Origin of the sequence: Streptomyces sp. Y7, assembly GCF_043195415.1 — a bacterium.
GTDB lineage: Bacteria > Actinomycetota > Actinomycetes > Streptomycetales > Streptomycetaceae > Streptomyces.
Genome location: NZ_JBIDDQ010000002.1, coordinates 36,707 through 58,193 on the forward strand (window position 1 = coordinate 36,707; position 21,487 = coordinate 58,193).

The window sequence follows — 21,487 nt, forward strand, 5'->3', positions numbered from 1 at the left end:
TCAGGTTCAGCGAGCGGACCGGACGATGCCCGAGGGTGTGTGCAGCGGACGATCGAGCCGTGCAGCCGATGCGTTTGTCGAGCTCCGCTGCGGATGGGTGGATCAGCGCAGTCCGGCGAAGAGATCGTTCTCGGGCAGGGGCGCGCCGGTGGCGTCCTGGACCCGTACGAAGGTTTCCATGCCCATCAACTCGCTGAACCTCTCCTTGCCCATCCTGAGGAAGAAGATGTTCTCGCCCTGGCTGGAGTGCGCGGCCAGCGCGTCGAACTTCTGACCGCTGAACGCGGTGGTGTCCACCCACGTGGTGATCTCATCGTCGGGGAGGCCGATCTCGGCCAGCGCAGCGGCCTCGGCAGGATCCGGCTCCGGCATGTCCTCACCGAACTCGCGCATGATCTCACCGAACCGCTGCATTCCCGAGCGGGGCATCGTGGTCCAGTACACCTTCGGGGTCAGCGCGGTCATCTCCAGCGCCGCCATCGTGATCCGGTGCGCCTGAATGTGATCGGGATGGCCGTAGAAGCCGTTCTCGTCGTAGGTGACGACCACATCAGGCCGGTAGTGCCGCATGAGCTCCGCGAGCCGGGCAGCGCCCTCCTCCACGGGGGTCCGCCAGAAGGACCCGGAGGCGTCGTTGCTCGACCAGCCCATCATCCCGGAATCGGCGTAGTCCAACATCTCCAGATCGCTGACCTTCAGCACCCCGCAACTCGCCTCAAGCTCCTGACGGCGTATCAGAGCGACCGCCGCAGGATCGTGCCCGGCATCGCCCGGCTTGACGCCCTCCGGCCCGTCACCGCAACGGCCGTCGGTACACGTCACGAGAACCGTACGGATGCCTTCCGCCGCATACCGCGCGAGGACCCCACCGGTCCCGGTGGCCTCGTCATCGGGGTGAGCGTGTACTGCCATGAGCGTCAAGGGCCGGTCAGTCATGAAAAGGTCCTCCTGTACAAATACGTCCTGGTCCCACTGCGCGGCGATATGCACCGCTCCCGGGGCCCGGATCCTGGTGAGGCGACGAACCATTTGGTCGCCGAGTTCCCCGCCCGGGCGACGCCGGTCCCCCGGTCGATGCAACCGAGCCGGCAGGGCGGCTGTTCCCGGCGGGGCCGCCTGACCTTCCAGCTGCCGGCGTGAACCGCCGTTGAGCCGCGCGCCGATCTCACCGGTCGTAGGCCCGGGGCCGCGAACCAATCCGGATCGTCGAGCTCGCGTAGGCAGGCCACCAGATTCTTCTTCGTGCTCCATCACGCGCCGGTCCCGGGTGCGTCAGCGGCCGGCCTTGGCCAACCGGACATCACCCGCCGGTCGGCGCCTTGCGCCCTGCACGTCGGCCAGGCCAACCGCCAGCACGTGGTAGATGCCGTCGAGAGTGGCATCGTCGGCGAAAGCGATCATCCGGTCCGTTCCCGCGTCCCGGTACCCCTCCAGCCGCGCCAGGCAGCGAGCCGCTCGCACAGGGTGGGAGCCGTCGAGGATGGTGTCATCGGCGAATGCGATCAGCCGGTCGGCCCGCGTAGGCGTACAGGCGGAAGGCCAACGGCGCCGACGCGGACGTCAGTGAGATCGTCAACTCACGTTGGGGCCCGCTGCGATCGACAGCATCCCCAAGTCCCAGAGGACGGCAGCACCTTCGGACGGGATACCGGATGCTGCCGTACCGGGCGCCACATCCCTATCGTTGCGCCATGACGGACGAACAACTGCCCGCGCAGGTCTTCCCGAACCGCTTTCCCGAGGCGGTGGACTCCCGGCCCGGGGTGCCGCAGGACCGCTGCCAATGCTTCAGCCAGGTCCGGGTGAATCCGCCTGGCATGACGGCGTCCTTCCACGCCGATATCCAGGACACCAGTGCTCCGGGCTGGCTCCGGCTCCTGGAACTGATCGAAGAGGCGGCGGCCGACGGGCGGGAGGAGTTCCGCCCACTCCCGGAACTGAGTCCTGAGGAGCGACGGCAGATCGTCACGCTACCGGCGTCGATAGGACAGCTGACAGCGGTACGGACCCTCGTGCTGTACGGGAGCAACCTGGTCCGGATACCCCCGGAGATCGGCGACATGACGAGCCTGGAGGAGTTCAGCCCCTACACCTCCCGACGGCTGCACTGGTTCCCGTACGAAATCACGCGGTGCACTCGGCTGGTGAACAGCACGGTGAGCACACGCTCGATCTACGGCAACTACAAATACCGGCCGCCGTTCCCACAGCTCCTCCCGCCCAGCGATACGGACCTGGACCTCGACGGCCTGGCTCCCACCCGCTGGGGCACCACCGCAACCCACACCTGCAGCGTCTGTACCGGACCCATCCCGGCAACGGGTCCGCACCAGGCGTGGCTCTCCCAAGTGGTGGCGACCGATGTCCTGCCGCTACTTGTCAACGCCTGTTCGCAGGCATGCCTCGGCACCCTGCCAACCGGAGCGAAGGGCTACATCCCCGGGCCTCATCGAGGCGGCTCGATCGAACAGCCCTCACCGCGTTGACCGCCGCCGCCCAGGGCGGTGCCGCTTGCCACCCCAGCACTGGCGTCCCCTCTCCTTGGCGGTACTGCCCGTTGTGGCTGCCTTCACTTCAGTGGGGCGCGCTGCTGGCCACTCCGGCACCGGGTGGAGCGTTGTCCCGGCCGCACCCCTGCCGCAATGCAGGCGTCATCGTATGGCGTAGCCATGTGCGCAGCCGGCGGACGTCCCAGTCCCACGCACAAAATCCAACTACCCGCGGATCTCGGCTTGTTCAGCTAGAGATCTTTAGGGGTTTGGGCTAGGTCGGGGCGCCAATGCGGTCCGCGCCAGGTCGCGTAGCCAGACGTGTGCGGGGTCGGTGTCATAGCGCTGATGCCATGACAGGTACACCGCGGCCGACGGCAGTTCGAACGGCAGTGGGAGCTGGGTCAGGCCGAGAACCGTGGTCGCCGAAAGCGTCGTCGATTCGGGGGCCGTGACGAGGAGGTCGGAGCCGCGCACAAACTCGAACGCGGCCGCTTCTGTGGGCGCGGTCGCCAGGACCCGTCGGGTGAGGCCGAGCCGCGCGAGAGCGTCGTCCAGGGCGTTGGCGAGTCGACCGCGCCGCGAGACGGTGATGTGCTCGGCCGCGGCGTACTGCGTGGCGGTGACTGCCTTGACCCGGGTGAGCGGGTGTCCTCGCCGCACGACGATGACGTGCGGGGTCTCGGCCACGCGCTCGGTGCGGATGTCGGGTGCGGTCGGGCGGTTCGCGTTCGCCTCCAGGTCGACCTCCCCGCGACGCAGTTCGGGGGTGTCGATGCTCGATTCCGCGATGAAGCGCAAGCGCACGCCCGGCGCTTGTTTGCATACGGCCGCGAGAAGCGCGGGGCCGCTGAGGGCGACGAGTGATTCGTGCCAGCGGAGTGTGAAGGTGCGTTCGAGCGTCGTGAGGTCGAGTTCGCGGCTGGGTGCCAGCACGTTCTGGACCTGGTGCAGCAGCTCGTGCACCTGTTCCCGGACGGCGATCGCGTACGGCGTCGGGGTCATCGTGCGCCCGGTACGCACCAGGATCTGATCTCCCGTCGCGCGCCTGATCCGGCCGAGGCTTCGACTCATCGCGGGGGCGGTGACGTGCAGGCGCTCAGCAGCTCCGGTCACGCTGCCTTCCTCCAGGAGGGCATCGAGCGCGGCGAGCAGGTTCAAATCCAATTGCATGAGACTCATCCTAGCCGTGCTTTACATGCACTTGCAGTTAATGATGGGCCCTCCTACCTTCGAGATGCGGACGCGAACGGAACACAGTTTCACCTGGTCCGCCTCATCACCCCCTCCTCAGTTGGGAGCACCGCCATGCCCGAATCGATGCAGACCACCGGAATTGCTACAACCGTCGCCTCCACGTCCGACGCCGACCTGCTCGCGCAGACCGCGATCGCCGTGCGCGCGGCGGGTTCAGTGCTGCGGGAGCGGTTCGGCGATGTGGTCCGCTACCAGACCCGCGAAGAGCTGATGCGCGCGCTCGCCGCCAACGACGACGTGGCCCTCGACGTCCTGCGCCCCCGCCTCACCCTCATGCGGCCGGACGCCCGCGTGGTGGAGGACGAGCTCGCGGGCGGGGCCCTGCCCCCTGGCGAATGGTGGGTCCTGGATCCGGCCGAAGGCAACGTCAACCACCTGCACGCCCTGCCGGAGTGGGCGGTGACCGCCACCCTCGTGCGCGACAACCAGCCGGTGCTCACCGCAGTTCACCTGCCGTTGACCGGTGAGACCTACACCGCACTCGCCGGCGGCGGCGCCCACCTCGGCGGCCGCCCGCTCCACGTGTCCCAGACCACGGACCTCGGCCTGAGCCTCGTGGCCACGAGCCAGGCCAGGCCGGACGAAGACGACAACGTCGTGCGGCGCATCGGATCCTCGATCACCGCCATGCTCTTCGATGCGCTTGTGGTGAGGACTTCCGTGCCCGCCACCCTGCACCTCCTGAACGTGGCCGCCGGCAGGATCGACGCCTTCTGGCAGTTCGCCGGCGCCCGCGCGGACCTGCTCCCCGGGGCACTGCTCGTCACCGAGGCCGGCGGACGGGTATCCGACGCCCAGGGCCGCCCTTGGACCCCGCAGAGCGACAGCTTCCTGGCTGCCGCGCCCGGCGTGCACACCCAAGCCGTCACCACGCTCTCCCGCTGACCCCCTCAAGAACCACAAGCACTGAAAGGACCACATCAGCATGACCATGATCGCAGTTCTCGGAAACGGACGCGTCGGCGGCAGCCTCGCCCTGGCCCTCACCCGGGCCGGGCACGAAGTGACCGTGGCGGACCGCTCACCAGGCTCTGCCGCCGACGCCGCCCGCACAGCGCAGATCGTCATCAACGCCACCCCGGGCGCCGGGTCGCTGGAGCGGCTCATCGCGCTGCGCGAGGACCTGCAGGGCAAGATTCTCGTAGATGTCTCCAACGCCACCGTCGACGGACCAGACGGACTGCCGGCCGAGCTCCTCTACCCCGGCTCAAGCCTCGCGGAGCAACTCCAAGAAGCACTCCCCGACACGCGCGTCGTCAAGACGCTGAACACCATGCTCTACACGGTGATGACCGCGCCCGCCGCGCTCACCCAGACACCGACCGCCTTCCTCTCCGGCAATGACCCGGAGGCCAAGCAGGTCGTACGCGTGCTTCTCGCCGACCTCAGCTGGCAGCAGGAGTGGATCACGGACCTCGGCGGGATCGAGACCGCGCGGGCCGCCGAGGCCGCCATCCTGTTCGTACCACACGTGATCCGATCCAGCGGATTCACGCCTTTCGCAATCTCGATCACCCGCTGACAGCCCGACGCAACTCCCCGGCCGCCGCTGCCACATGGCTAGGCACACAACCGGGATGCGCTCAGCTCTCACCACGGCGATGGGGTCATCCGGGGGCGGTGACCGAGGCGGCCGTCGATCGCTGTACCGCCCAAGCAGCCGAGCCCCAAGACGATCATGGACCTACCCCACCTGGAACGGGACGAGAGGCGGACGCCGTCAGCCCCTGCCGCCCCGCAAAGGCGGAGGCAGGAGACTTGGCGGCCCGGGCGTTCTCCGGCGTCCCGGCCGAACCGGCGGTCAGCGGGGCTGCCGGAGCTGCACGGACCAGCAGGCGGCGAGCGGCGCGGTTCATGAGCGGCGTCCCCAGGGTGATCATGTGTGCACGGGCTCGGCATAGTGCCGGAACACGCCGAGCTCGGTGTGCATGGCGTACCGGCGCTCGGCCAGGACGTCGGGGCTGGAGTGCTCGGCGTCCGGCCTGATAACGCCGGGGGACGATGAGCTGAGCGGCGTGGATGTTCTCCGGCGTGGAGGGCCTTGTGGACCATCGCCGCGTAGGCCCTCTCGGCGACGAACGCGAGCGATGTGCCGGCCACTTCGGGGTTCGGACGCACTGCGCTGCCGCCGCTGACGAACAGCAGCGTGCCCCGTCCCAGCTCCCGCATCCCCGGCAGGACGGCGTGTACACAGGTCACTGGCCCTTTGACAGACGCCTGTTCCAGTTACTGCCACTGCGGTCCTGGCTGGCCAAGGGGCGAGACAACGGGAACGCGCGGCGGCGACCGCAGCACGCTACGGAGACGCTCCCTGATCCCCGTACTGCCGTCGCTGGGGCTTCGCTTCGGACTGCGTCGCTCAAGCGGGGACGGCGACCCTGACAGATGTCAGGGCCGGATCGGCGCACCCGCCTTGTACTTTCCGGATGTCGGCACGACGTTCTATGGCTCTGGGGAGACGCAGATGCGAACTCGTAAGCTCGGCAGCTGTTTCGCGGGCATGCTCGCGACCGGACTGCTCATCGGCACCGCGGGATCAGGGCAGGCCGCAGAGGCAGCCACCGGCGCAAAACCCGCCGCCTCGGTGCAGACCCTCACCGGGTCGGCGAAGGCTGCCGCGTATCCCAAGGTGTATCTCAACACCGTCGTCAATCAGTGGACTCACTGGACGCCCGACTGGTACGACTCCACGCACGCCGGGTGGCTGTACGCGGGATCCAACTACTTCTACTGCATCAAAGAGGGCGTCTACTACACCGACAACGGGCGCAAGAGCAAGTACTGGCTCCTGACCGACGACGACAGCGGCAACCGCAACGTCTACGTCAGCGAGGTGTACCTCGACCAGTGGGGTTGGGACAACGTGTACAGCCTGCTGGATTACTGCTGAAGCCCCTGAACCCCGTTCGGCACGGCCCGTGACGGCCAGTCCACGCGGCCCCGTCAACACCTTACGTTGGCGGGGCCTCGCCAGGACCGGGCTGATTGGTCGCTGTGCCGTATCCGCGCCCCTCGGCGGCTGCCGCCCGTGTGAGGAGTCGACAAACACAGCCCGCAGCTCGCTGCCAGGCAAACCTGGCGTCCCTCACGCCCTCTGGGCGAAGACGAGCGCCGCAGCCAGACTGGTCTGGGGTCTGACTCAGGGGGCGGGGCGGGTGAGGCAGAGGATGCCGGGAGCGCAATCAGTACAGGACATTCTCAGGGGGCGTCGGAGCCGCGGATTCCTCGGGCGGGAGGTGGAGCGCGCCGCGTTCACGGAGAATTTCGCCGTGGCACCAGAGGATGAGCGCCATCGTTTTCTGTTTCACATTCATGGCGACGCTGGTGTCGGTAAGACGTTTCTCTTGGCCGAGCTTGAGCACATCGGGCGTGAGCAGGGGGCGTTGACTGCCCGCGTTGACGAGTCCGTCAACAGCGTGCCAGAGGCACTCGGTGCCTTCAGCGCCCAGTTTGGTGTTCAAGATCACCGGTTCCGGGAGCTCAATCGCCTGCTCGCCGTCTGGCGGGAGCGTCAGCATGAGGCGGCATCCGCGGGCTTGGATGATTTGCCCGACAGCAGTGCGCCAGAGCCATCGCCGGGCAGCCTGGCGGCCGCGCGTGCCAGTCTCATAGGGCTCGGACTGGTGCCTGGTGCGGGAGCCTTGGCGGGAGCTGTCGATCCGACTGAGGTGGCCAGGGGGGCGGACCGCCTGCGGGGCGCGCTCGGTGCGCGGCTGCGTAGCCAGGAAGACGTCCAGCTGGTGATGTCTCCTGAGCTCGTGCTGACGCCTGTGTTCTTGCAAGAGTTGACGCAGGCGGCCGCGTCCGTTCCATGGATCGTGCTCTTCTTCGATGCGTACGAGAGAACGGCGTTGGTTCTGGACCGGTGGTTGCGGGATGTGATGACGACGACGCGGTACGGCGCTTTGACGTCCCGGGTCATTGTGGTGACGGCTGGGCAGTACGCCCTTGATGCCGCAAGGTGGGGCGAGTTCACCGATGTGATCACGGACTGGCCGCTGAGGAACTTCACCGAGGCAGAGACGCGGGGACTGCTGTGGAACAAGGGTGTCGTCTCCGAACCGGTGGTCAGAGAGGTACTCCGGCTCAGCGACGGTTTGCCGGTGCTGGTCTCCACACTCGCGGCCGGCAGGCCCACGGAACCCGGCCGCGTGAACGACCCCAGTGCCACGGCCGTGGAGGGCTTCCTGAAATGGGAGCAGGACCCGGTGCGGCGCGCGGCAGCCCTGGCCGGCGCGCTGCCACGGCATCTGGACGTTGACATCTTCCGTACAGCAGTCGGCTGCTCCGACGCCGAGGGGGCTGCGCTGTTCCCGTGGCTACGCGGCCTGCCCTTCGTGGCGGAGCATGGCATCGGTGCCCGCTATCACGACGTGGTGCGGGCCCAGATGCTGCGCCTGCAGCGCCGCCGTTCCTTGCGTGACTGGAATGAGCGGCACACGGCCCTGGCAGAGTTGTTCCGGCAGTGGCGGATTCAGGCCGAGGACCACCTGACGCCGGGTTCGTTCTGGAAGGACAGCAGGTGGCACGAGCTGCGACTGGCGCAGTCGTATCACCTCCTGTGCACCGGATCGCGGCGTGCGCGCGAGGCGGTCCTGCTCGAGGTGGCGTCGGCGTGTACAGCAGGTGAGCCCGTGGCGCGCCGCTGGGTGCAGGTCTTCCGGGATGCAGGCAGAGACACGGACTCCGAAGAGCTTTCTGGATGGGGGTTCAGCCTGCAGGCTGCCCTGACCGAGGGCACGGCGCAGGCTCTGCATCTGCTGCTTGATCAGGCGGGTTTCGGCACCGAGGGTCAGGCAGAAGCCTTGGTCGCCTGTGGAGGCTTGCGTCGTTTGGAGGGCGACGTGCGTCATGCTCTGGCTGATTATCACCGGGCTGTGGCTCTCAGTCCTCGAATGGAACCGGCGTACGCAGGCCGGGCGCTGGTTTATGCCGAACTGGGTGAGTACTCCGCTGCCATCGAAGACCTCAACCGCGCCGACGCACTATTACCGAATACGGTCCAAACCTTGCGGCGACGGGGTGACTACTACCGGATCACGGGACGGCCCCAGGAGTCGATGCGTGATCTCCAGCGCGCCGTTGAACTGTTTCCGCTTGATCCCCTGGTCTGGGCGTCCCGGGGGCAACGCACTTCCGTCTCGGGGACGCTGCGGCGGCCCTCGCCGATCTCGACCATGCCCTGCAGCTGAAGCCCGACAGCGCGCGGGCTCTGATCCACAGGGCCCGGGTGCGCACCTTTCAGCCGCAGCACCGTGAGCAGGCCTTGGAAGACCTCGACCGGGCAGTGGAGTTGGAGCCTGACGCCGCGTGGGTGCGCTGCGAACGGGCGTCGTCCCTGCGGATCACGGGTCACAACGAGGCCGCCCTGGCCGACTTCGACCGAGCTATCGAACTGGACCGCGGATACGCCCGTGCCTACACCGGTCGCGGTGCCACGCTGGGGAATTTGGGCCGGTATCCGGAGGCTTTGAGCGACCTGAACCGTGCGGTGGAGTTGTTCCCTCTCGATGCGTGGTCGTTGTCCCGCCGCTGCTGGGTCTATCTCAAGCTCGGAGCGTTCGAGCGAGCCTTGGCCGACGCCACCCATGCGCTGGCTCTGACGCCCGGCGATACGAGCACGCTCCTGCACCGTGCCGAAGTCCTGCACGGACTGGGTCGGTTCGAGGATGCACGCGCCGATCTCGAGGCCACCATCGAGAGGGGCTTCGGGCAGGCGGACACCTGGTCGCCGGGTCACCGGATCAACTTCTGCCTTGCGGTGGGCCGTCTGCAACAGGCGCAAGCCGACCTGCACTTCTATCTAGAGCGCGGGGTACACAAAGCCGTCGTGCAGGCACAGCACAAACGTGCCCGTATTCACCTGCTCAGCGGTGAGAGTGAACAGGCCATAGCAACACTCCAGGATTCCCGGAGGGTGGACCCACAGGAACCCGCCGTGCTCGAAACGCTGTGCACTGCGCTCCGGCGAACCGGCCGGAAAGCAGCAGCGTGGCGGATAGCCGAGCAACTGCGCCTCAGCGACGAAGCCCGCGGACTGGCATGCCTCGCCCTCACTCTGGAGGCCTACAGCGACAGGCAAGCTGCCCAAACCGGGTGGCAGGCAGCTGGGCAAGCCCTCCATCAGGCCAGGCTCCCCGCCCAGACGCTGCACCAGTTCAGCACCGTCGTCTTCGCGGCGCTCGATAGCTGGCCGACGGTGGATGCGCATCTCGCTCATATCCTGGCCCCGTCGGCTCGGTGGATTGACCTGGCCGAACTGGGCGACAGACTGGAAGAACTGCTCCACACCTCCGGCAGCGACCACACCCGCCTTGAGCCGCGTCTGACGGCACTCAAGGAAGCGTGCGATGCCCTCCAGGCCCGCTACGCTTAAGTGCTCTCCGGCTGCCGGAGCCGGGAATTTCATGCTTGCCCTGCGACGGCGTGCTTGACGCTTCGGGCACGCCCGACGACGGCCTCCCGGCAGTCGGGATGAGCGAGTGGACCAGCCTCCGGTGCAGTTGCAGGATGCTGCGGGCGGGTTGCCGGACCAGTTGCTAGCCCAGCCTCGGCAGAGGCAGCAATGGCAGAGCCGACGACCTCGAGTGTCAGCCGTCAGATCGGTCACAGGCCGCGTTCGCACCAACTGCCCAGGTGCCTCGCCAGGCGTCGGAGTACCGCGCAATGCCCCCTTTAGGAGCGGTTCTGTCGGCGCATCAAGTCCGGAGGGTTGCGTGTATGGATCACCCTGGGCTTGGACTCGCTCTCTCCCTGCGTGTCTCGAGAGGTAGTAGATCAGGCGGACGCGGAGCGGCAGTGTCAGTGGTCGGTTCTAGGATCGCGTCGCACGCAGTGATCAGGAGTGCTGCCGGCCAACCAACCGACCGAGCGGAGAGCGCCGTTGTCCTCGATACAAGACTTCGCTACCTGGGAGCCGCTGCTGCGGCTGGTGCGGGATTCCCACGCGGAGCAGCTTGCCGCGCCGGGTGGTTTCTTCACGGGCCAGATCACTCTGGGTAGTTGGACCCTGCCCGCGCAACAGCCACGCCCAATGCCAGGGCGAGCCCTGCAAGTGGCCGACATGCAGGACCAGTTCACCGCCGTGGAACGGGTTCAGGCCGCCCTCAGGGCCGACGGCGCTAGCGGCGTTTCGTACATGGTCGAGACGGCACCGGACGGGAAGACCGTGCTCCATGTCATCGACGCGGGGCCCGCCGTGGAGCACGGCGTCAGGAGCCCCTTCGTGGGAGCCCTGCTCCTCGTAGAGGGCGCCGTACCAGAGCCCTGGCGGCGCCTGCCCGCGGACGTCCCGGGCGCGGCGCCGGCGCCGTCCGCGGACCCAGCACTGCTAGAGCAGATACTGCGCGAGCGCCTCCCCGACGCCATCGGCGCCACCGCGGAGGAGATAGCCGCAGCGGAGGCGCGCCTCGGTGTCACGCTGCCCGACGAGCTCAAGGCCCTCTACCGCGTCACCCGTGCACGGTGGCAGGACTGGAGCGGCGACTACGCGGCGCAGGAACGCGTCAGCAAGGCGGTCGGCTGTGAGCTTTTCCCTCTGGACGGGCTCTATGTTGCGGACGCCCGATCCCGGCCCTGCCCTTGGCAGTTCGCCGCCAAGGACGCGGTCGTCACCGCGCCGGACGCCGCCGTGCAGGGCCTCGTCGGCTCGCCCGGGTGGATCGCCTTCGGCGACAACGGCGGCGGCGACCGGCTGGCTCTCGACCTGACACCGGGTCCGGGCGGACACGCCGGGCAGGTGATCATGATCGACCATGAGCGGAGCATCGGGGCCGCATTGCGGGCCGACTCCCTCACCGACATGGTGGTCAACCACCGCAACGACTGGCGCTCCGACGAGGACTGGAACCGTCCGCCGGTGGTGGCCCAGGTGAGCACCCACAGCCCGGGCGGCATGGTGGCCGCTGCCCGGCCCGAGCTGGAGGTGCTCGGGATCGGTGGGCGGAACGGCGACCCGGTCGGCCTCGCTCCGGTTGCCGGCCTCCCCCGCCTTCGGACGCTCACCGCCTCCCCGGGCGCGCTGGCCGATCCCCTGGAGATCGCCATGCTGACACGCCTGGAGTACCTGAGCCTCGGCACCGAGGAGTGGCACGTCCTGCTCGACGCGGGCGCCGTCCCCCGGAGCCTGTCGGCCGCCGCCATCGATGTGCAGGGCGAACAGCACCCGCTGCCGGTCCTCGACCTCGCCAACGAGCTCCTGGCCCTGTGGGACCGTCCCCTCATCACCCGCACCGTCCTCATGGGCGACCTGGACACCGACCGGACGGCCGGGGGCACCCTGTGAGCGACGACGGGGTGGAGGAGATGTGGGCGCCGCTGCCCGCCTACAGGGTCGAGACCGGTACCGAGCCGCTGGACAGGCCGGCCCGGAACTCGCTGGGCGGGTGGCCCTACTTCGACGACGACCAGGAGTGGCCGCGTTGCTTCTGCGGCGAGCGGATGGCCCTGTTCTTCCAACTGGACCTGCCGGACGACATCGAGTTCTTCGGCGGAGAACACCTGTCGGTCTTCCACTGCGCCCACCACAACGACGCGTCCGACCCGGTGACGGCCAACGGCCGCCTGGTGCCCGGGTTCTGGGAGGCTCCACAGCCCCCGTTCCCGGGCTCGTTCTGGCGGGTGCTCCTCCAGCGTGATCCGGGAATCCCGGAAACGGAGCCGGAACCGGCCATGCGCGCCCTGCCCCTGACCCTGCGGCCCTTCGTGGACGCGCACGGGCCGTTCGACGTGCGTTTCAAGGTGGGCGGTACGGCGGCCTGGGCCCAGGAGCCCGAGCAGTATTGGTGCGCGTGCGGCACAGAGATGGCGTTCCTCTGCCAGGTACCCGAATACCAGGAGTTCGGCGTTCACCCCGGGGCCCCGGTGCAGCCCTACAGCGTCCGAGACGACGCCTACCTCCTGTTCCTTGGCAATGGGGTCTACTTGCTGGCCTGCCCGGCGCGTTGTGATCCGGCGGCCGTCCTGCCGGTGAACCAGCACTGACGCCGGGTCGCCGGGGCGCGTGCGGAAGGCAGATCCTCAGCATGGGCGATCCTGGTGCGCCGCACATGACGATCTGACGGACGAACCTGGGGCCGTGCTGGAATGGCTTTGTTCACGAGAATGGACAGCAGATGTCGACCACTTTGGGAGGCACGAGAGCCTGGCGCTGTTCGATGGCCAGACGGCTAGAAGAGGTCGGCCGAGGTGCCCTACGTGAGGTTCCCGAGGATCGTGCGCAGCCATGGGCTGCGAACGGCTGGTAGCCGGACCAAGGTGTGCTGGAACGTCCCCTGGTCGGCCCGGAACCGGTAGTTGGGGAGTTGCGGGAGCGGGTCGTCGCGGAGTACCTCCTTGGGTATGCGGCCTGACGCGGGAACCGGCAGGTACGGCTGGGGAGAGACCAGCCACAGCCACACCCCCAGTGGCAGGGGCACGGGGTATGCCGACGCAGTCGGGCCGACGGGGGTCCAGGTCTGACCTGTCTGAGGGTGGACCGGTACGAGGAGGATGTCTACGTCCGCGTCAGGTGAGGGCCGTCCCGGTCCATCCAGAACGGCGCGCCCCTTCTTAGGGCCTGCCGGTAGCAGGGCGTCGAGCGCGCGTTGGAACACATCCGCGGTCAGACCGCCTGGGACCTTCACCGGCTGCCCTTGGGAGGCAACCAGCAGGTGGGCGAGCGCATGGCCGGCTGCCGCCTCCCACTGCGGGCTCCACGACCAGTAGTGGCTCGGCCCCAACCGTCCTCCCCACGTGGCAATCGGCTCGAAAGGGGGCGTTTTCTCCCCCTTCGCTGCCAGCTCCGCCCAGGAGAGGGGCGCAGCGTGGACACCGTCGACGGGGACGCGGTGCACGGCGTCCGAGCTGAGCCGCACTTGCTGCCAGAGCGAGCAGTCGTCGACCCTGGTCGCCACGGGAAGGTCGCATGCCTGGCAGGCCATGTTGGGCCCGTCGGCTCCGTCCAGGCCGCAGCAGGCACCGCCGCGCTTCTCGGGAATCAGCCGGGTTCCACGGATATCACCGGGCGCGATGACATTCGCCCCGGGCGTGCTGTCGGACAGGGCGTAGACCGGCGCGTAGATGCCGCGTGCCTCCGCCTCGCCCGGATCGATCTCGTCCCACATCCGCCACGGCCCTCCCCAGGGGGCTGAGTCCACGGCAAATGTCCCCGACTCCATGAGCACCGGAAGCTGGGCACCATTCCCGTACTTCTGACGGGCGTGGATTGGCAGTGAGACCTGGGACAGCGGGGTGGTCAACTCGGCGCCGCATCCCGCACACACGAAAACGAACAAATGTCCTCCGCCTGGGAAACAGAGGCATCGTCGCAGCTCGCCGGGAACCAGCCAACATGTTTTCTCATTCGTTGCGGGAACGGCACCTGCCACAGCCGTGGAGAATCCACGCAGCGCGGGCAAGTGCCAGCCGCCGCCCTCTGACTACGGCAAGCGACTCACTCAGCGTTCGATTCCCGGTGTCCCGTGGCGCCTCCCGAAGTGGTGAACATCTGCTGTCCATTCTCGTGAACGAAGCCACTGGAAGCGTCGTTGCCGAGGGGCGAAGAGTCCGGTCCGGCCGCGCCTGGTCAGACAGTGATGAACCTCAGCTCTGTGCGCTCCCGCGCGGCCTTCGACGGCCACGCCCCCATTGCCTTTTTCGTTGCTCCGCGACCGTCGGCCGACCCACCCGTCTCGGCCACAAGCTCACCGCGCTGGACCCGTGGTGGAACTCGGCCGTGCCGGCTCATGGCGTTGGTAGTGCTCCTGCTGCCCGGAGAATTTCAGCGGTGGCGGGGTGGGGTCCGTCATCTGCCCACTCCAGCGGGGTCCTGCCCGTGCCATGGTCTTCGCGGAGGTTGGGATCGGCGCCGTGTGCCAAAAGTTGCCGAACTGTTTCAGTGTGCCCCCAGCACGCGGCTGCGCACAGTGGTGTGCCCTCCGAGCCTGGACCGGCGCTCTCCGTGTCGGGGGGAGCGCCGGCTTCCAAGAGCAGGCGGGCAATGTCGGCCTCACCCTGCACGGATGCCAGATACAGCGGTGTCGTGCCGTCGCTGCTTCTTCGCTCCGGGCATGCTCCGCTGCCCAACAGCGCCTTCGTCGTACTGGCGTCACCGGCCAGGACTGCTTCGAAGAGGCGGCGGGAGAGCTTCTTCTGGTGGCGCTGCTTCATAGCCAGACGCTAGTGCTGTGACCGGGAAAGTCTGCCGGGTTGCTCGTTGTGCTGGTCCGATGTGACGACTTCGACTGGCACGGGGAGGCGGGACGGCGTTACCGGTCAGGGTCCGCGGTCTGACCGAGCCGGAGGGGCAGAAGCTTCAGCACATCGTTCGGCGGGGCAGCACGAACTCCGTGCGGTTTCGGCGGGCAATGATGCTGCTGGCCTCGGCCGGCGGGAACTCGGTCCCGGGGATCGCACGGTTGGTCCAGGCAGACGAGGACACCGTCCGCGATGTGATCCACCACTTCAACGAGATCGGACTCGCATGCCGCAACCCTCGGTGGGCGGGAGGTCGTCCCCGCCTCCTCAACCGTGACGACGAGGACTTCGTCGTCCAGACGGCCACCACCCGACCGACCGCGTTGGGCAAGCCCTTCACCCGCTGGTCAATCCGCAAACTCGCTGATCGCCTGCGGCGCAACATCTCCCGGCCCGTCCGGATCGGCCGGGAGGCCCTGCGCTGCCTCCCGGCCCGCCGCAGGGTCTCCTTCCAGCGAACGAAGACCTGGAAGGAGACCCACGATCCGGCGTTCGATGCCAAGCCGGCCCGGATCGAGTACGCGATCAGCGAGCGTCCGGACCGTGCGTTCGCCTTCGACGAGTTCGGACCGCTAGGTATCCGCCCCACCGCCGGCTCCTGCTGGCAAGAACGGGGCCGGCCCGACCGACTGCCGGCCACCTATCGCCGCACCCACGGAGTCACCTACTTCCACGGCTGCTACTCGGTCGGTGACGACCAGATGTGGGGGGTCAATCGGCGCCGCAAGGGCATCGACCACACCTGTGCCGCCCTGCGGTCGATCCGAGCTGCGCGTCCGGACGGCGCCCCGATCTACGTGACCCTCGACAACCACTCCGCCCACCTGAACTGGAGAATCCGCAGGTGGGCCGTGAAGAACAAGGTCGAGGTGTCCTTCACACGCACCTACGCGTCCTGGGCCAACCCCATCGAGGCCCACTCTGGACGCTGCGACAGTTCACCCTGGCCAACTCGAACCATCCCAACCACACCGTCCAGACCAGGTCCTGCACGCCTACCTGAGCTGGCGCAACAACAATGCCCGCCACCCCGACGCCCTGACCGCCCAGCGCCGTAAACGTGCCCGCATCCGCAGTGAGCGTCAGCAGCGCTGGGGCCGCCCGCGTCCCGAAGCGGCGTGATCATGCGGGGAGTCACTCCAGTCGATGCCTGAGGTCACTAGGGCCTGTCCGATGGGTCAGGTAACCCGCCTGTCGGCCGGTCGTTCTGTCCAGTGTGGGGCGGGGTGATCTTTCTGATGACGAGTGGGCTCGACTCGAACCGAGCCTGCCCAAGAACGTTGGGCGGGGCGGACGTTGGCAGTGTCATCGGTGCGTGATCAACGGGATTCATTTCCGGCAGCGCACCGGCCTGCCGTGGCGAGATCTTCCAACCCGCTTCGGGAAGCGGAAGACGGTCTATGACCGCCATCGCAGATGGTCCGCGGACGGCACGTGGGAGCGTGTCCTGCGGACGGTCCAGGCCGACGCCGACGTCAAGGGGCGAATCGACTGGAGTGTGGTGAGCGTGGATTCGACGGTCTGTCGCGCCCACCAGCATGCGGCCGGAGCTCATCACCGCGTTCTCCGGATGCGGGGGCGCCGGCGCCGTCCGGCCGAGCATCGCCTTGATGAAGCGCTCGGCCGGTCACGGGGCGGTCTCACGACGAAGATTCAACTGGCGAGTGACGGCAGCTGTAGCCCATGGGCTGTGCTGATCACTCCCGGACAGTGGGGTGACGCGCCACAGCTGATCAATGTCATGGATCGTGTTCGACTCCCTCGCCCAACGGGCGGTCACCCGCGAACGCGACCGGACCACGTGTGCGGCGATAAGGCGTACAGCTCTCGCCGGAACCGCCGCTACCTGCGGCGATCCCAGATCAAGCACACCATCCCTGAGCCGAAGAATCAGAAGGTCAACCGCCAACGGCGCGGTAGCTACGGTGGGCGGCCGACCGGCTTCGACAGCGCTACCTAGTAAAGAAGGAACGAAGTCGAGCGTTGCTTCAACGCGCTCAAGCGCTCCAGAGCCGTGGCGACTCGCTACGACAAGAGGGCCTACGTCTTCCACGGCACGGTCACCCTCGCGGCGATTCGATTGTGGCTCCGCTCCTGATATCAGCCTCTGCAGCAGATGCCCCGGTGGTTGCCCTCAGTCGTCGGCGGCGACGATGAGCGTGATACGCCCAGCCGAGCGGTCGATGAGCACGAACTCGTGGAAGTAGTCGTGCACGCGTCCCCAGTCATGAATCGCGTCATCACCGAGCTCGCCGAGGTAGTAGATGCCATCGGCTGCGGCCAGGCGGGCGAACACCTCCTGCTGCAGATCTGCCTCCAGCTCGGTGGGCACGTCCCAGAGCGGATCCAACCACTCCCACAGGAGCTGCACGGCCTTCTCCTGACTGATGGGCTCGTACAGGTCGGGAGTGATCAATCGCAGCCAGTACGGACCGTGCCGGGGTCCGTCCGGCAGCACTCCACCACCTGCATAGTCGTCCCGGAACTGCTCATGCCCGATCAGTGCGACAAGCAGCCCTCTATCGTCCACGGACTCCGCAGAGAAGCGGAGTTGCTTGATGTCGACCCACCGAAACCCGTGCTCCTTCGGAGCCGGGACGTATCGTCGAAAGTTGATGAAGGCGCTTTTCTCGTGAGCGAGCCCGTTGTCCATGGCGCCAGCCTAGAAGGCAGGCAAGATGACCCTGCCGACTCACCGGACAGGCCCTAACCTATTTCGCCAACCGGAAGTGCACGATGGCGATGGTGTCGGTCGGCTCGATCTGGGGGTAGTGAAACCGCAGTCTGTCGTGAAGCTCGGCGAGATCACGGAAGCCGTCCGCTCGGGCGTCCGACTCGCTCAGCTGGGCAATCGTCTTAGCAGTGACCTGCGTGACCACACCCGGTAGCGCCACCTCATCGTCCAACTCGAACACCAGGCTCACCGGGCCCATCTCCACCGGGTCACGGAAACGTACCGTGGTCGTCTTCTGTCCGGCGCGTACTGCATCGAGATAGTCAGGATGGAAGTACAGAGTCTGAGTCGCCGTTGAGTGCTGCCATGAAGTGCTGTCGTCCATTCGGCGCACCCTAACGGAACGAGCAAACCCTCCTTGTCACACAACCCGGTGGATCCCCCGGGCCCCGGGCCGGTGAACGTTTCCGGTCACAGCACTAGGTCGCCGAGGTGCGACCCAGGAAGTCCGGGGTGGACACTCTTAGCAAGACACCAGTGTTTCTCGAAGTCGATCAGAGGAGTGATCGCCATGACCGAGGAACTGGTCCCTCCGCTCACGGTCGTCCGCCCCGGCGAGGGCGCCGAGGGCTTCCTCGGTTCCATCGGGGTGGTCTTCAAGCTCTGGGGTGCCGATACCAACGGCGCCTTGTCGGTCGTCGAGCACCCGTTCCCGGTCGGCGCGATGGTGCCGCCGCACTTGCACACCCGCGAGGACGAATACTCGATCGTCACCGAAGGCGAGATCGGCTTCCGCTCAGGCGACCGCGAAGCCGTGCTGGGCCCCGGCGGCTACATCACCAAGCCGCGCGGCGAGCTGCACGCCATGTGGAACGCCGGTTCGGTTCCTGCCCGCATGATCGAGATCATTAGCCCGGCCGGTTTCGAGAACTGCTTCCGCGAGATGGCCGAGATGCTCGCCGACGGCCCGCCGCCGTCCGCGGACGCGATCCCGGCACTCGTGGCCAAGTACGGGCTCGAATTCGGCCAGCCGGAGTGGTTGCCGGACGTCATCGCGCGGTTCGGGCTGACGCCGCCGCCGGGAGCGTAAACTCACAACCCGCTGACCAGCCAGAACACCGCCCCAGGCCGCTGAATTACGCGGAACGCGGGCTTCATCAAAGCCGACTGGCTGACCCACAGTTGGCTACTGCCGCGGCGCACGATCTGCTGCAGCTTCTGCACCACCTGGTCGGTCAGTCTGTGCACACGAACAGGCTCAGCCGCCCGTGGCTCCAGAGGTCGGATCGACTGTCACCGCAAATTCAACGCCACGACCACCAATCCGGCGAACCTTTGCGGTCACAGCATTAGCGATCATGGACGCGCCGGTGCCACTCAAATTCATTCGCTGATCGCCGCGGCCAGCAGCGTGTCCTCTTAGGCACGGCGGACTTGTCATGCAGGGTCACCGACGGCCACGGAGTGTTGCTGCAAGGCACCCGAAGCTACGGCGCGTTCGCGCAGGGTCCGCAAGCTGATGCTCGCCCCGGCCTCTCAGTGCGCGTCAGCCGACTCCGAGACCGACCGCCAGCGTCAGTTCAAGGACCCGGTGTGGCGATGCGAGATCCGGAAACAGCTCCCGCACCTGCGACATCCGGTACCGGACTGTCTGGGGATGGACGAACAACGCCGCCGCCACCTCGTCCCGCCTGCCCTGGTGCAGCAGCCACGCCCGCAACGTCTCCTCCAGCCGCCGTGCGGTCGCGTCAGGCAGAGTCCGCAACGGTGCGAGGGCTCGGGCACGCAGGTCAGCGAAAGCGTCCGCGTCGGCGCTCAGCACCAGCTCGGGCAGGTGGTCCTCGGTGTCGCGAATATCCGAGGAGAGGGAGCGCGCGCGTACGGCTCGTGCGTACGAGGCGGACGCACGAGTCCACGGCCGCGCCGGGCCGACCACAGCGGTACGGTCAGTCAGCTGCCGCAAAAGACGCGATCGGTCGGCATCGGGAACGAGCAGCACGCCCAAGGCATCCGGCAGATCGTCCAGGACGAGGGTGCTCGGGTCCAGCACACGGTAGGCAGGCCGGGCCTGCGCGGCAGGCAGCAGGACGGCGGTCAGTGATACCGGAGGCTGCCACCCGGCCCGTTGAGCAGAGACAAGCAGCATGTCCGGGCTCGCGCCGGCGAGCAGGTCGCGGGCCAGCTGTTCCAGGTGGCGCTCGCGGGCCCTGCCCCGGGCCGCCAGCTCGTCGGCGTGGCCGGCGGCGCTCGCGGCCGAGAGCTCGTCGATGTAGGCGAAGGTCAGCTCAGCGAACTTGGCGACCTCGGCGGCGGGCAGACCTGCGGGTACGGCACCCGCTGCCAGACATCGCCAGGCCACGCGGGCGCCGACGCGGTAGGCGCTGAGCAGGGCGTCCATGGAACGGCCGTCGCGCACCTCGCCGCGGCCCAGCTCGTAGGCCGCGTCACCGCCGTCGCCGCCCGTGGCGTTGCCGCTCGCGAGGTCCAGGTAGTGCCCCAGGGCGGTGCGGACGGCTCGGCGGATGGTGCCACCCATGCGGCCCGACAGGGCGTTGGCATAGGGAGGTACCTCGTCGATGATCGCCTGGACGACCTCGTCGGCGGTGGCCTTCAGCGCAGCCCGAAGTACGGTGACCGTCGTCTCATCCAGCGCCAGTTCGCTGGCTCTCCGGATCACATGACTCACGTTTTATTCCCTGCGAACAATTGGATCAACCAGATTTACGTCCTACGGTCAGGACTTTACGCCCTGAGGCACAGCAAGCTGGGGCCATGACGAGTACAGCCCTCCGCAGCAGGGCGTGGAAACTACTGGAGATGGTCACCACGCCGCTGCTGCCGTCTGACTACCTCGACCTGGTCAGCCCGCTGCGCGCGGGCGCTGACCTGCGGGGACGCATCGAGGCCGTGCACCCCGAGACGGGTGACGCCGCGACCATCGTGATCAGACCGGGACGGGGCTGGCGCGGCCACACGGCCGGGCAGTACGTGCGGATCGGAGTCGACGTCGACGGGGTCCGCCTGTGGCGTGCCTACTCGCTCACCTCGCCGACGAACCGCCAGGACGGCCGCGTCACGATCACCGTGAAGGCGATCCCGGACGGCAAGGTCAGCAACCACCTGGTCCGCAGGGCGAAACCCGGCACGCTGATCCAGCTCGACCATGCGACCGGTGACTTCGTGCTGCCGCAGGCCAAGCCCGCCAAAGTGCTCTACCTGACGGCCGGCAGCGGCATCACGCCCGTCATGGGCATGCTGCGCGACACCGTCTTCGACGACGTCGTCATGGTCCACTGCGCGCCACAGCCGCAGGACGTGATCTTCCGCAACGAACTGCACGACCTGGTCGCGAACAAGAAGCTGCAGCTCACCGAGGTGCACACCGACACGGACGGCATGCTCGACATCGCCCGTCTCGACGCACTCGTACCCGACTGGGCCGAGCGCGAGACCTGGGCGTGCGGGCCCGCGGGCCTGCTCGACGCCGCCGAAGGGCACTGGACCGAGCACGGCATCCCGGAGCGCCTGCACACCGAACGCTTCCGCCCCAGCGTCGTCGTCGCCGGCGACGGCGGCGAGGTCACTTTCAGCGCCACCGGCAAGACCGTCGACGCGGACGGCGCCACGCCGTTGCTGGACGTCGGCGAAGAGGCCGGCGTGCTCATGCCCTCCGGGTGCCGTATGGGCATCTGCTTCGGCTGCACCTCGCCGCTCAAGGCCGGCGCCGTCCGCGACCTGCGCACCGGCGAGATCACCGAGGCGGAGCCCGGCGTCCTCATCCAGACCTGCGTGTCCGCCGCCGCGGGCCCCTGCGACATCGAACGGTAGGAGC

General features: G+C 67.8%; 19 protein-coding genes and 3 pseudogenes. 12 read left to right on the top strand and 10 right to left on the bottom strand.

The genetic code is table 11. From position 1 onward, the window contains the following. Positions 1-102: 102 nt before the first annotated feature. Both ACGFW6_RS06005 and ACGFW6_RS06010 read right to left on the bottom strand, forming a co-directional pair. Entirely contained in the window at positions 103-936 is an 834-nt protein-coding gene (locus ACGFW6_RS06005; protein WP_393506918.1) for a PIG-L family deacetylase, read from the bottom strand. A gap of 336 nt (positions 937-1,272) precedes the next feature. Further along, a complete protein-coding gene (locus ACGFW6_RS06010) occupies positions 1,273-1,401 on the bottom strand; it encodes a hypothetical protein (protein ID WP_393505182.1) in 129 nt (42 codons plus the stop codon). A gap of 290 nt (positions 1,402-1,691) precedes the next feature. Here ACGFW6_RS06010 and ACGFW6_RS06015 point away from each other — a divergent pair, with 290 nt between their 5' ends. Then, the gene (locus ACGFW6_RS06015) at positions 1,692-2,486 is read left to right on the top strand and encodes a leucine-rich repeat domain-containing protein (protein ID WP_393505184.1); all 795 of its coding nucleotides are present in this window, start codon (positions 1,692-1,694) and stop codon (positions 2,484-2,486) included. Between the two features lie 264 nt (positions 2,487-2,750). On the opposite strand, the gene ACGFW6_RS06020 is transcribed toward ACGFW6_RS06015, so the two are convergent. After that, positions 2,751-3,662, bottom strand: a complete 912-nt coding sequence (locus ACGFW6_RS06020) for a LysR family transcriptional regulator (protein ID WP_393506920.1) — start codon at positions 3,660-3,662, stop codon at positions 2,751-2,753. A gap of 135 nt (positions 3,663-3,797) precedes the next feature. Between ACGFW6_RS06020 and ACGFW6_RS06025 the strand changes: the two genes are divergently transcribed. Together ACGFW6_RS06025 and ACGFW6_RS06030 are read left to right on the top strand one after the other, a co-directional pair. After that, positions 3,798-4,631, top strand: coding sequence for an inositol monophosphatase family protein (locus ACGFW6_RS06025; protein ID WP_393505186.1), 834 nt, complete (start codon positions 3,798-3,800; stop codon positions 4,629-4,631). A gap of 40 nt (positions 4,632-4,671) precedes the next feature. Then, positions 4,672-5,268 (top strand): NADPH-dependent F420 reductase, encoded by a 597-nt coding sequence (locus tag ACGFW6_RS06030; RefSeq protein ID WP_393505188.1) that lies wholly within the window; start codon positions 4,672-4,674, stop codon positions 5,266-5,268. Between the two features lie 354 nt (positions 5,269-5,622). On the opposite strand, the pseudogene ACGFW6_RS06035 reads toward ACGFW6_RS06030, so the two are convergent. Further along, positions 5,623-5,960: pseudogene (locus ACGFW6_RS06035) on the bottom strand (dehydrogenase); the annotation flags it as partial. A gap of 250 nt (positions 5,961-6,210) precedes the next feature. On the opposite strand from ACGFW6_RS06035, the gene ACGFW6_RS06040 reads away from it, so the two are divergent. From ACGFW6_RS06040 to ACGFW6_RS06060, 5 genes are all read left to right on the top strand, one after another. Beyond that, the gene (locus tag ACGFW6_RS06040) at positions 6,211-6,636 is read left to right on the top strand and encodes a hypothetical protein (protein WP_393505190.1); all 426 of its coding nucleotides are present in this window, start codon (positions 6,211-6,213) and stop codon (positions 6,634-6,636) included. A 379-nt stretch (positions 6,637-7,015) separates the two neighbouring features. Further along, positions 7,016-8,938 carry a tetratricopeptide repeat protein gene (locus ACGFW6_RS06045; RefSeq protein WP_393505192.1) on the top strand — a complete coding sequence of 641 codons (1,923 nt, stop codon included), beginning with the start codon at positions 7,016-7,018 and terminating at the stop codon, positions 8,936-8,938. Positions 8,939-8,976: 38 nt separating this feature from the next. Continuing rightward, entirely contained in the window at positions 8,977-10,122 is a 1,146-nt protein-coding gene (locus ACGFW6_RS06050; protein WP_393505194.1) for a tetratricopeptide repeat protein, read from the top strand. A gap of 507 nt (positions 10,123-10,629) precedes the next feature. Further along, positions 10,630-12,030, top strand: a complete 1,401-nt coding sequence (locus tag ACGFW6_RS06055) for an SMI1/KNR4 family protein (RefSeq protein WP_393505196.1) — start codon at positions 10,630-10,632, stop codon at positions 12,028-12,030. Continuing rightward, positions 12,027-12,728, top strand: a complete 702-nt coding sequence (locus ACGFW6_RS06060; RefSeq protein ID WP_393505198.1) for a hypothetical protein — start codon at positions 12,027-12,029, stop codon at positions 12,726-12,728. Before ACGFW6_RS06055 ends, ACGFW6_RS06060 begins: the two co-directional genes overlap by 4 nt. 209 nt (positions 12,729-12,937) lie before the next feature. On the opposite strand, the gene ACGFW6_RS06065 is transcribed toward ACGFW6_RS06060, so the two are convergent. Then, entirely contained in the window at positions 12,938-14,020 is a 1,083-nt protein-coding gene (locus ACGFW6_RS06065) for a hypothetical protein (RefSeq protein ID WP_393505200.1), read from the bottom strand. Positions 14,021-14,468: 448 nt separating this feature from the next. Further along, entirely contained in the window at positions 14,469-14,894 is a 426-nt protein-coding gene (locus ACGFW6_RS06070; protein WP_393505202.1) for an ankyrin repeat domain-containing protein, read from the bottom strand. A gap of 197 nt (positions 14,895-15,091) precedes the next feature. Here ACGFW6_RS06070 and ACGFW6_RS06075 point away from each other — a divergent pair. Then, positions 15,092-16,103: pseudogene (locus ACGFW6_RS06075) on the top strand (IS630 family transposase). Positions 16,104-16,197: 94 nt separating this feature from the next. Continuing rightward, positions 16,198-17,079, top strand: a pseudogene (locus ACGFW6_RS06080) (IS5 family transposase). A gap of 36 nt (positions 17,080-17,115) precedes the next feature. Here the strand turns inward: ACGFW6_RS06080 and ACGFW6_RS06085 are convergent. Together ACGFW6_RS06085 and ACGFW6_RS06090 are read right to left on the bottom strand one after the other, a co-directional pair. Continuing rightward, positions 17,116-17,634 carry a hypothetical protein gene (locus tag ACGFW6_RS06085; RefSeq protein ID WP_393505204.1) on the bottom strand — a complete coding sequence of 173 codons (519 nt, stop codon included), beginning with the start codon at positions 17,632-17,634 and terminating at the stop codon, positions 17,116-17,118. A 58-nt stretch (positions 17,635-17,692) separates the two neighbouring features. Then, on the bottom strand, positions 17,693-18,040 hold the full coding sequence (locus tag ACGFW6_RS06090; protein WP_393505206.1) for an ASCH domain-containing protein: 348 nt from the start codon (positions 18,038-18,040) through the stop codon (positions 17,693-17,695). A 186-nt stretch (positions 18,041-18,226) separates the two neighbouring features. On the opposite strand from ACGFW6_RS06090, the gene ACGFW6_RS06095 reads away from it, so the two are divergent. Continuing rightward, the gene (locus ACGFW6_RS06095) at positions 18,227-18,745 is read left to right on the top strand and encodes a cupin domain-containing protein (protein WP_030949317.1); all 519 of its coding nucleotides are present in this window, start codon (positions 18,227-18,229) and stop codon (positions 18,743-18,745) included. 2 nt (positions 18,746-18,747) lie between these two features. Here ACGFW6_RS06095 and ACGFW6_RS06100 read toward each other — a convergent pair whose 3' ends face one another. Then, on the bottom strand, positions 18,748-18,903 hold the full coding sequence (locus ACGFW6_RS06100) for a hypothetical protein (protein ID WP_393505208.1): 156 nt from the start codon (positions 18,901-18,903) through the stop codon (positions 18,748-18,750). A 298-nt stretch (positions 18,904-19,201) separates the two neighbouring features. After that, positions 19,202-20,341, bottom strand: coding sequence for a PucR family transcriptional regulator (locus tag ACGFW6_RS06105; protein WP_393505209.1), 1,140 nt, complete (start codon positions 20,339-20,341; stop codon positions 19,202-19,204). Positions 20,342-20,427: 86 nt separating this feature from the next. Here ACGFW6_RS06105 and ACGFW6_RS06110 point away from each other — a divergent pair, with 86 nt between their 5' ends. Beyond that, on the top strand, positions 20,428-21,483 hold the full coding sequence (locus ACGFW6_RS06110) for a ferredoxin reductase (protein ID WP_393505211.1): 1,056 nt from the start codon (positions 20,428-20,430) through the stop codon (positions 21,481-21,483). Positions 21,484-21,487: the final 4 nt, after the last annotated feature.

What these genes read in the sequence shown, in the direction of transcription:
- ACGFW6_RS06030 (WP_393505188.1), top strand. Translation starts at nt 4,672, where the DNA reads ATGACCATGATCGCAGTTCTCGGAAACGGACGCGTCGGCGGCAGCCTC.
- ACGFW6_RS06070 (WP_393505202.1), bottom strand. Translation starts at nt 14,894, where the DNA reads ATGAAGCAGCGCCACCAGAAGAAGCTCTCCCGCCGCCTCTTCGAAGCA.
- ACGFW6_RS06040 (WP_393505190.1), top strand. Translation starts at nt 6,211, where the DNA reads ATGCGAACTCGTAAGCTCGGCAGCTGTTTCGCGGGCATGCTCGCGACC.
- ACGFW6_RS06085 (WP_393505204.1), bottom strand. Translation starts at nt 17,634, where the DNA reads ATGGACAACGGGCTCGCTCACGAGAAAAGCGCCTTCATCAACTTTCGA.
- ACGFW6_RS06095 (WP_030949317.1), top strand. Translation starts at nt 18,227, where the DNA reads ATGACCGAGGAACTGGTCCCTCCGCTCACGGTCGTCCGCCCCGGCGAG.
- ACGFW6_RS06090 (WP_393505206.1), bottom strand. Translation starts at nt 18,040, where the DNA reads ATGGACGACAGCACTTCATGGCAGCACTCAACGGCGACTCAGACTCTG.
- ACGFW6_RS06010 (WP_393505182.1), bottom strand. Translation starts at nt 1,401, where the DNA reads ATGATCGCTTTCGCCGACGATGCCACTCTCGACGGCATCTACCACGTG.
- ACGFW6_RS06015 (WP_393505184.1), top strand. Translation starts at nt 1,692, where the DNA reads ATGACGGACGAACAACTGCCCGCGCAGGTCTTCCCGAACCGCTTTCCC.
- ACGFW6_RS06020 (WP_393506920.1), bottom strand. Translation starts at nt 3,662, where the DNA reads ATGCAATTGGATTTGAACCTGCTCGCCGCGCTCGATGCCCTCCTGGAG.
- ACGFW6_RS06005 (WP_393506918.1), bottom strand. Translation starts at nt 936, where the DNA reads ATGACTGACCGGCCCTTGACGCTCATGGCAGTACACGCTCACCCCGAT.
- ACGFW6_RS06025 (WP_393505186.1), top strand. Translation starts at nt 3,798, where the DNA reads ATGCCCGAATCGATGCAGACCACCGGAATTGCTACAACCGTCGCCTCC.
- ACGFW6_RS06110 (WP_393505211.1), top strand. Translation starts at nt 20,428, where the DNA reads ATGACGAGTACAGCCCTCCGCAGCAGGGCGTGGAAACTACTGGAGATG.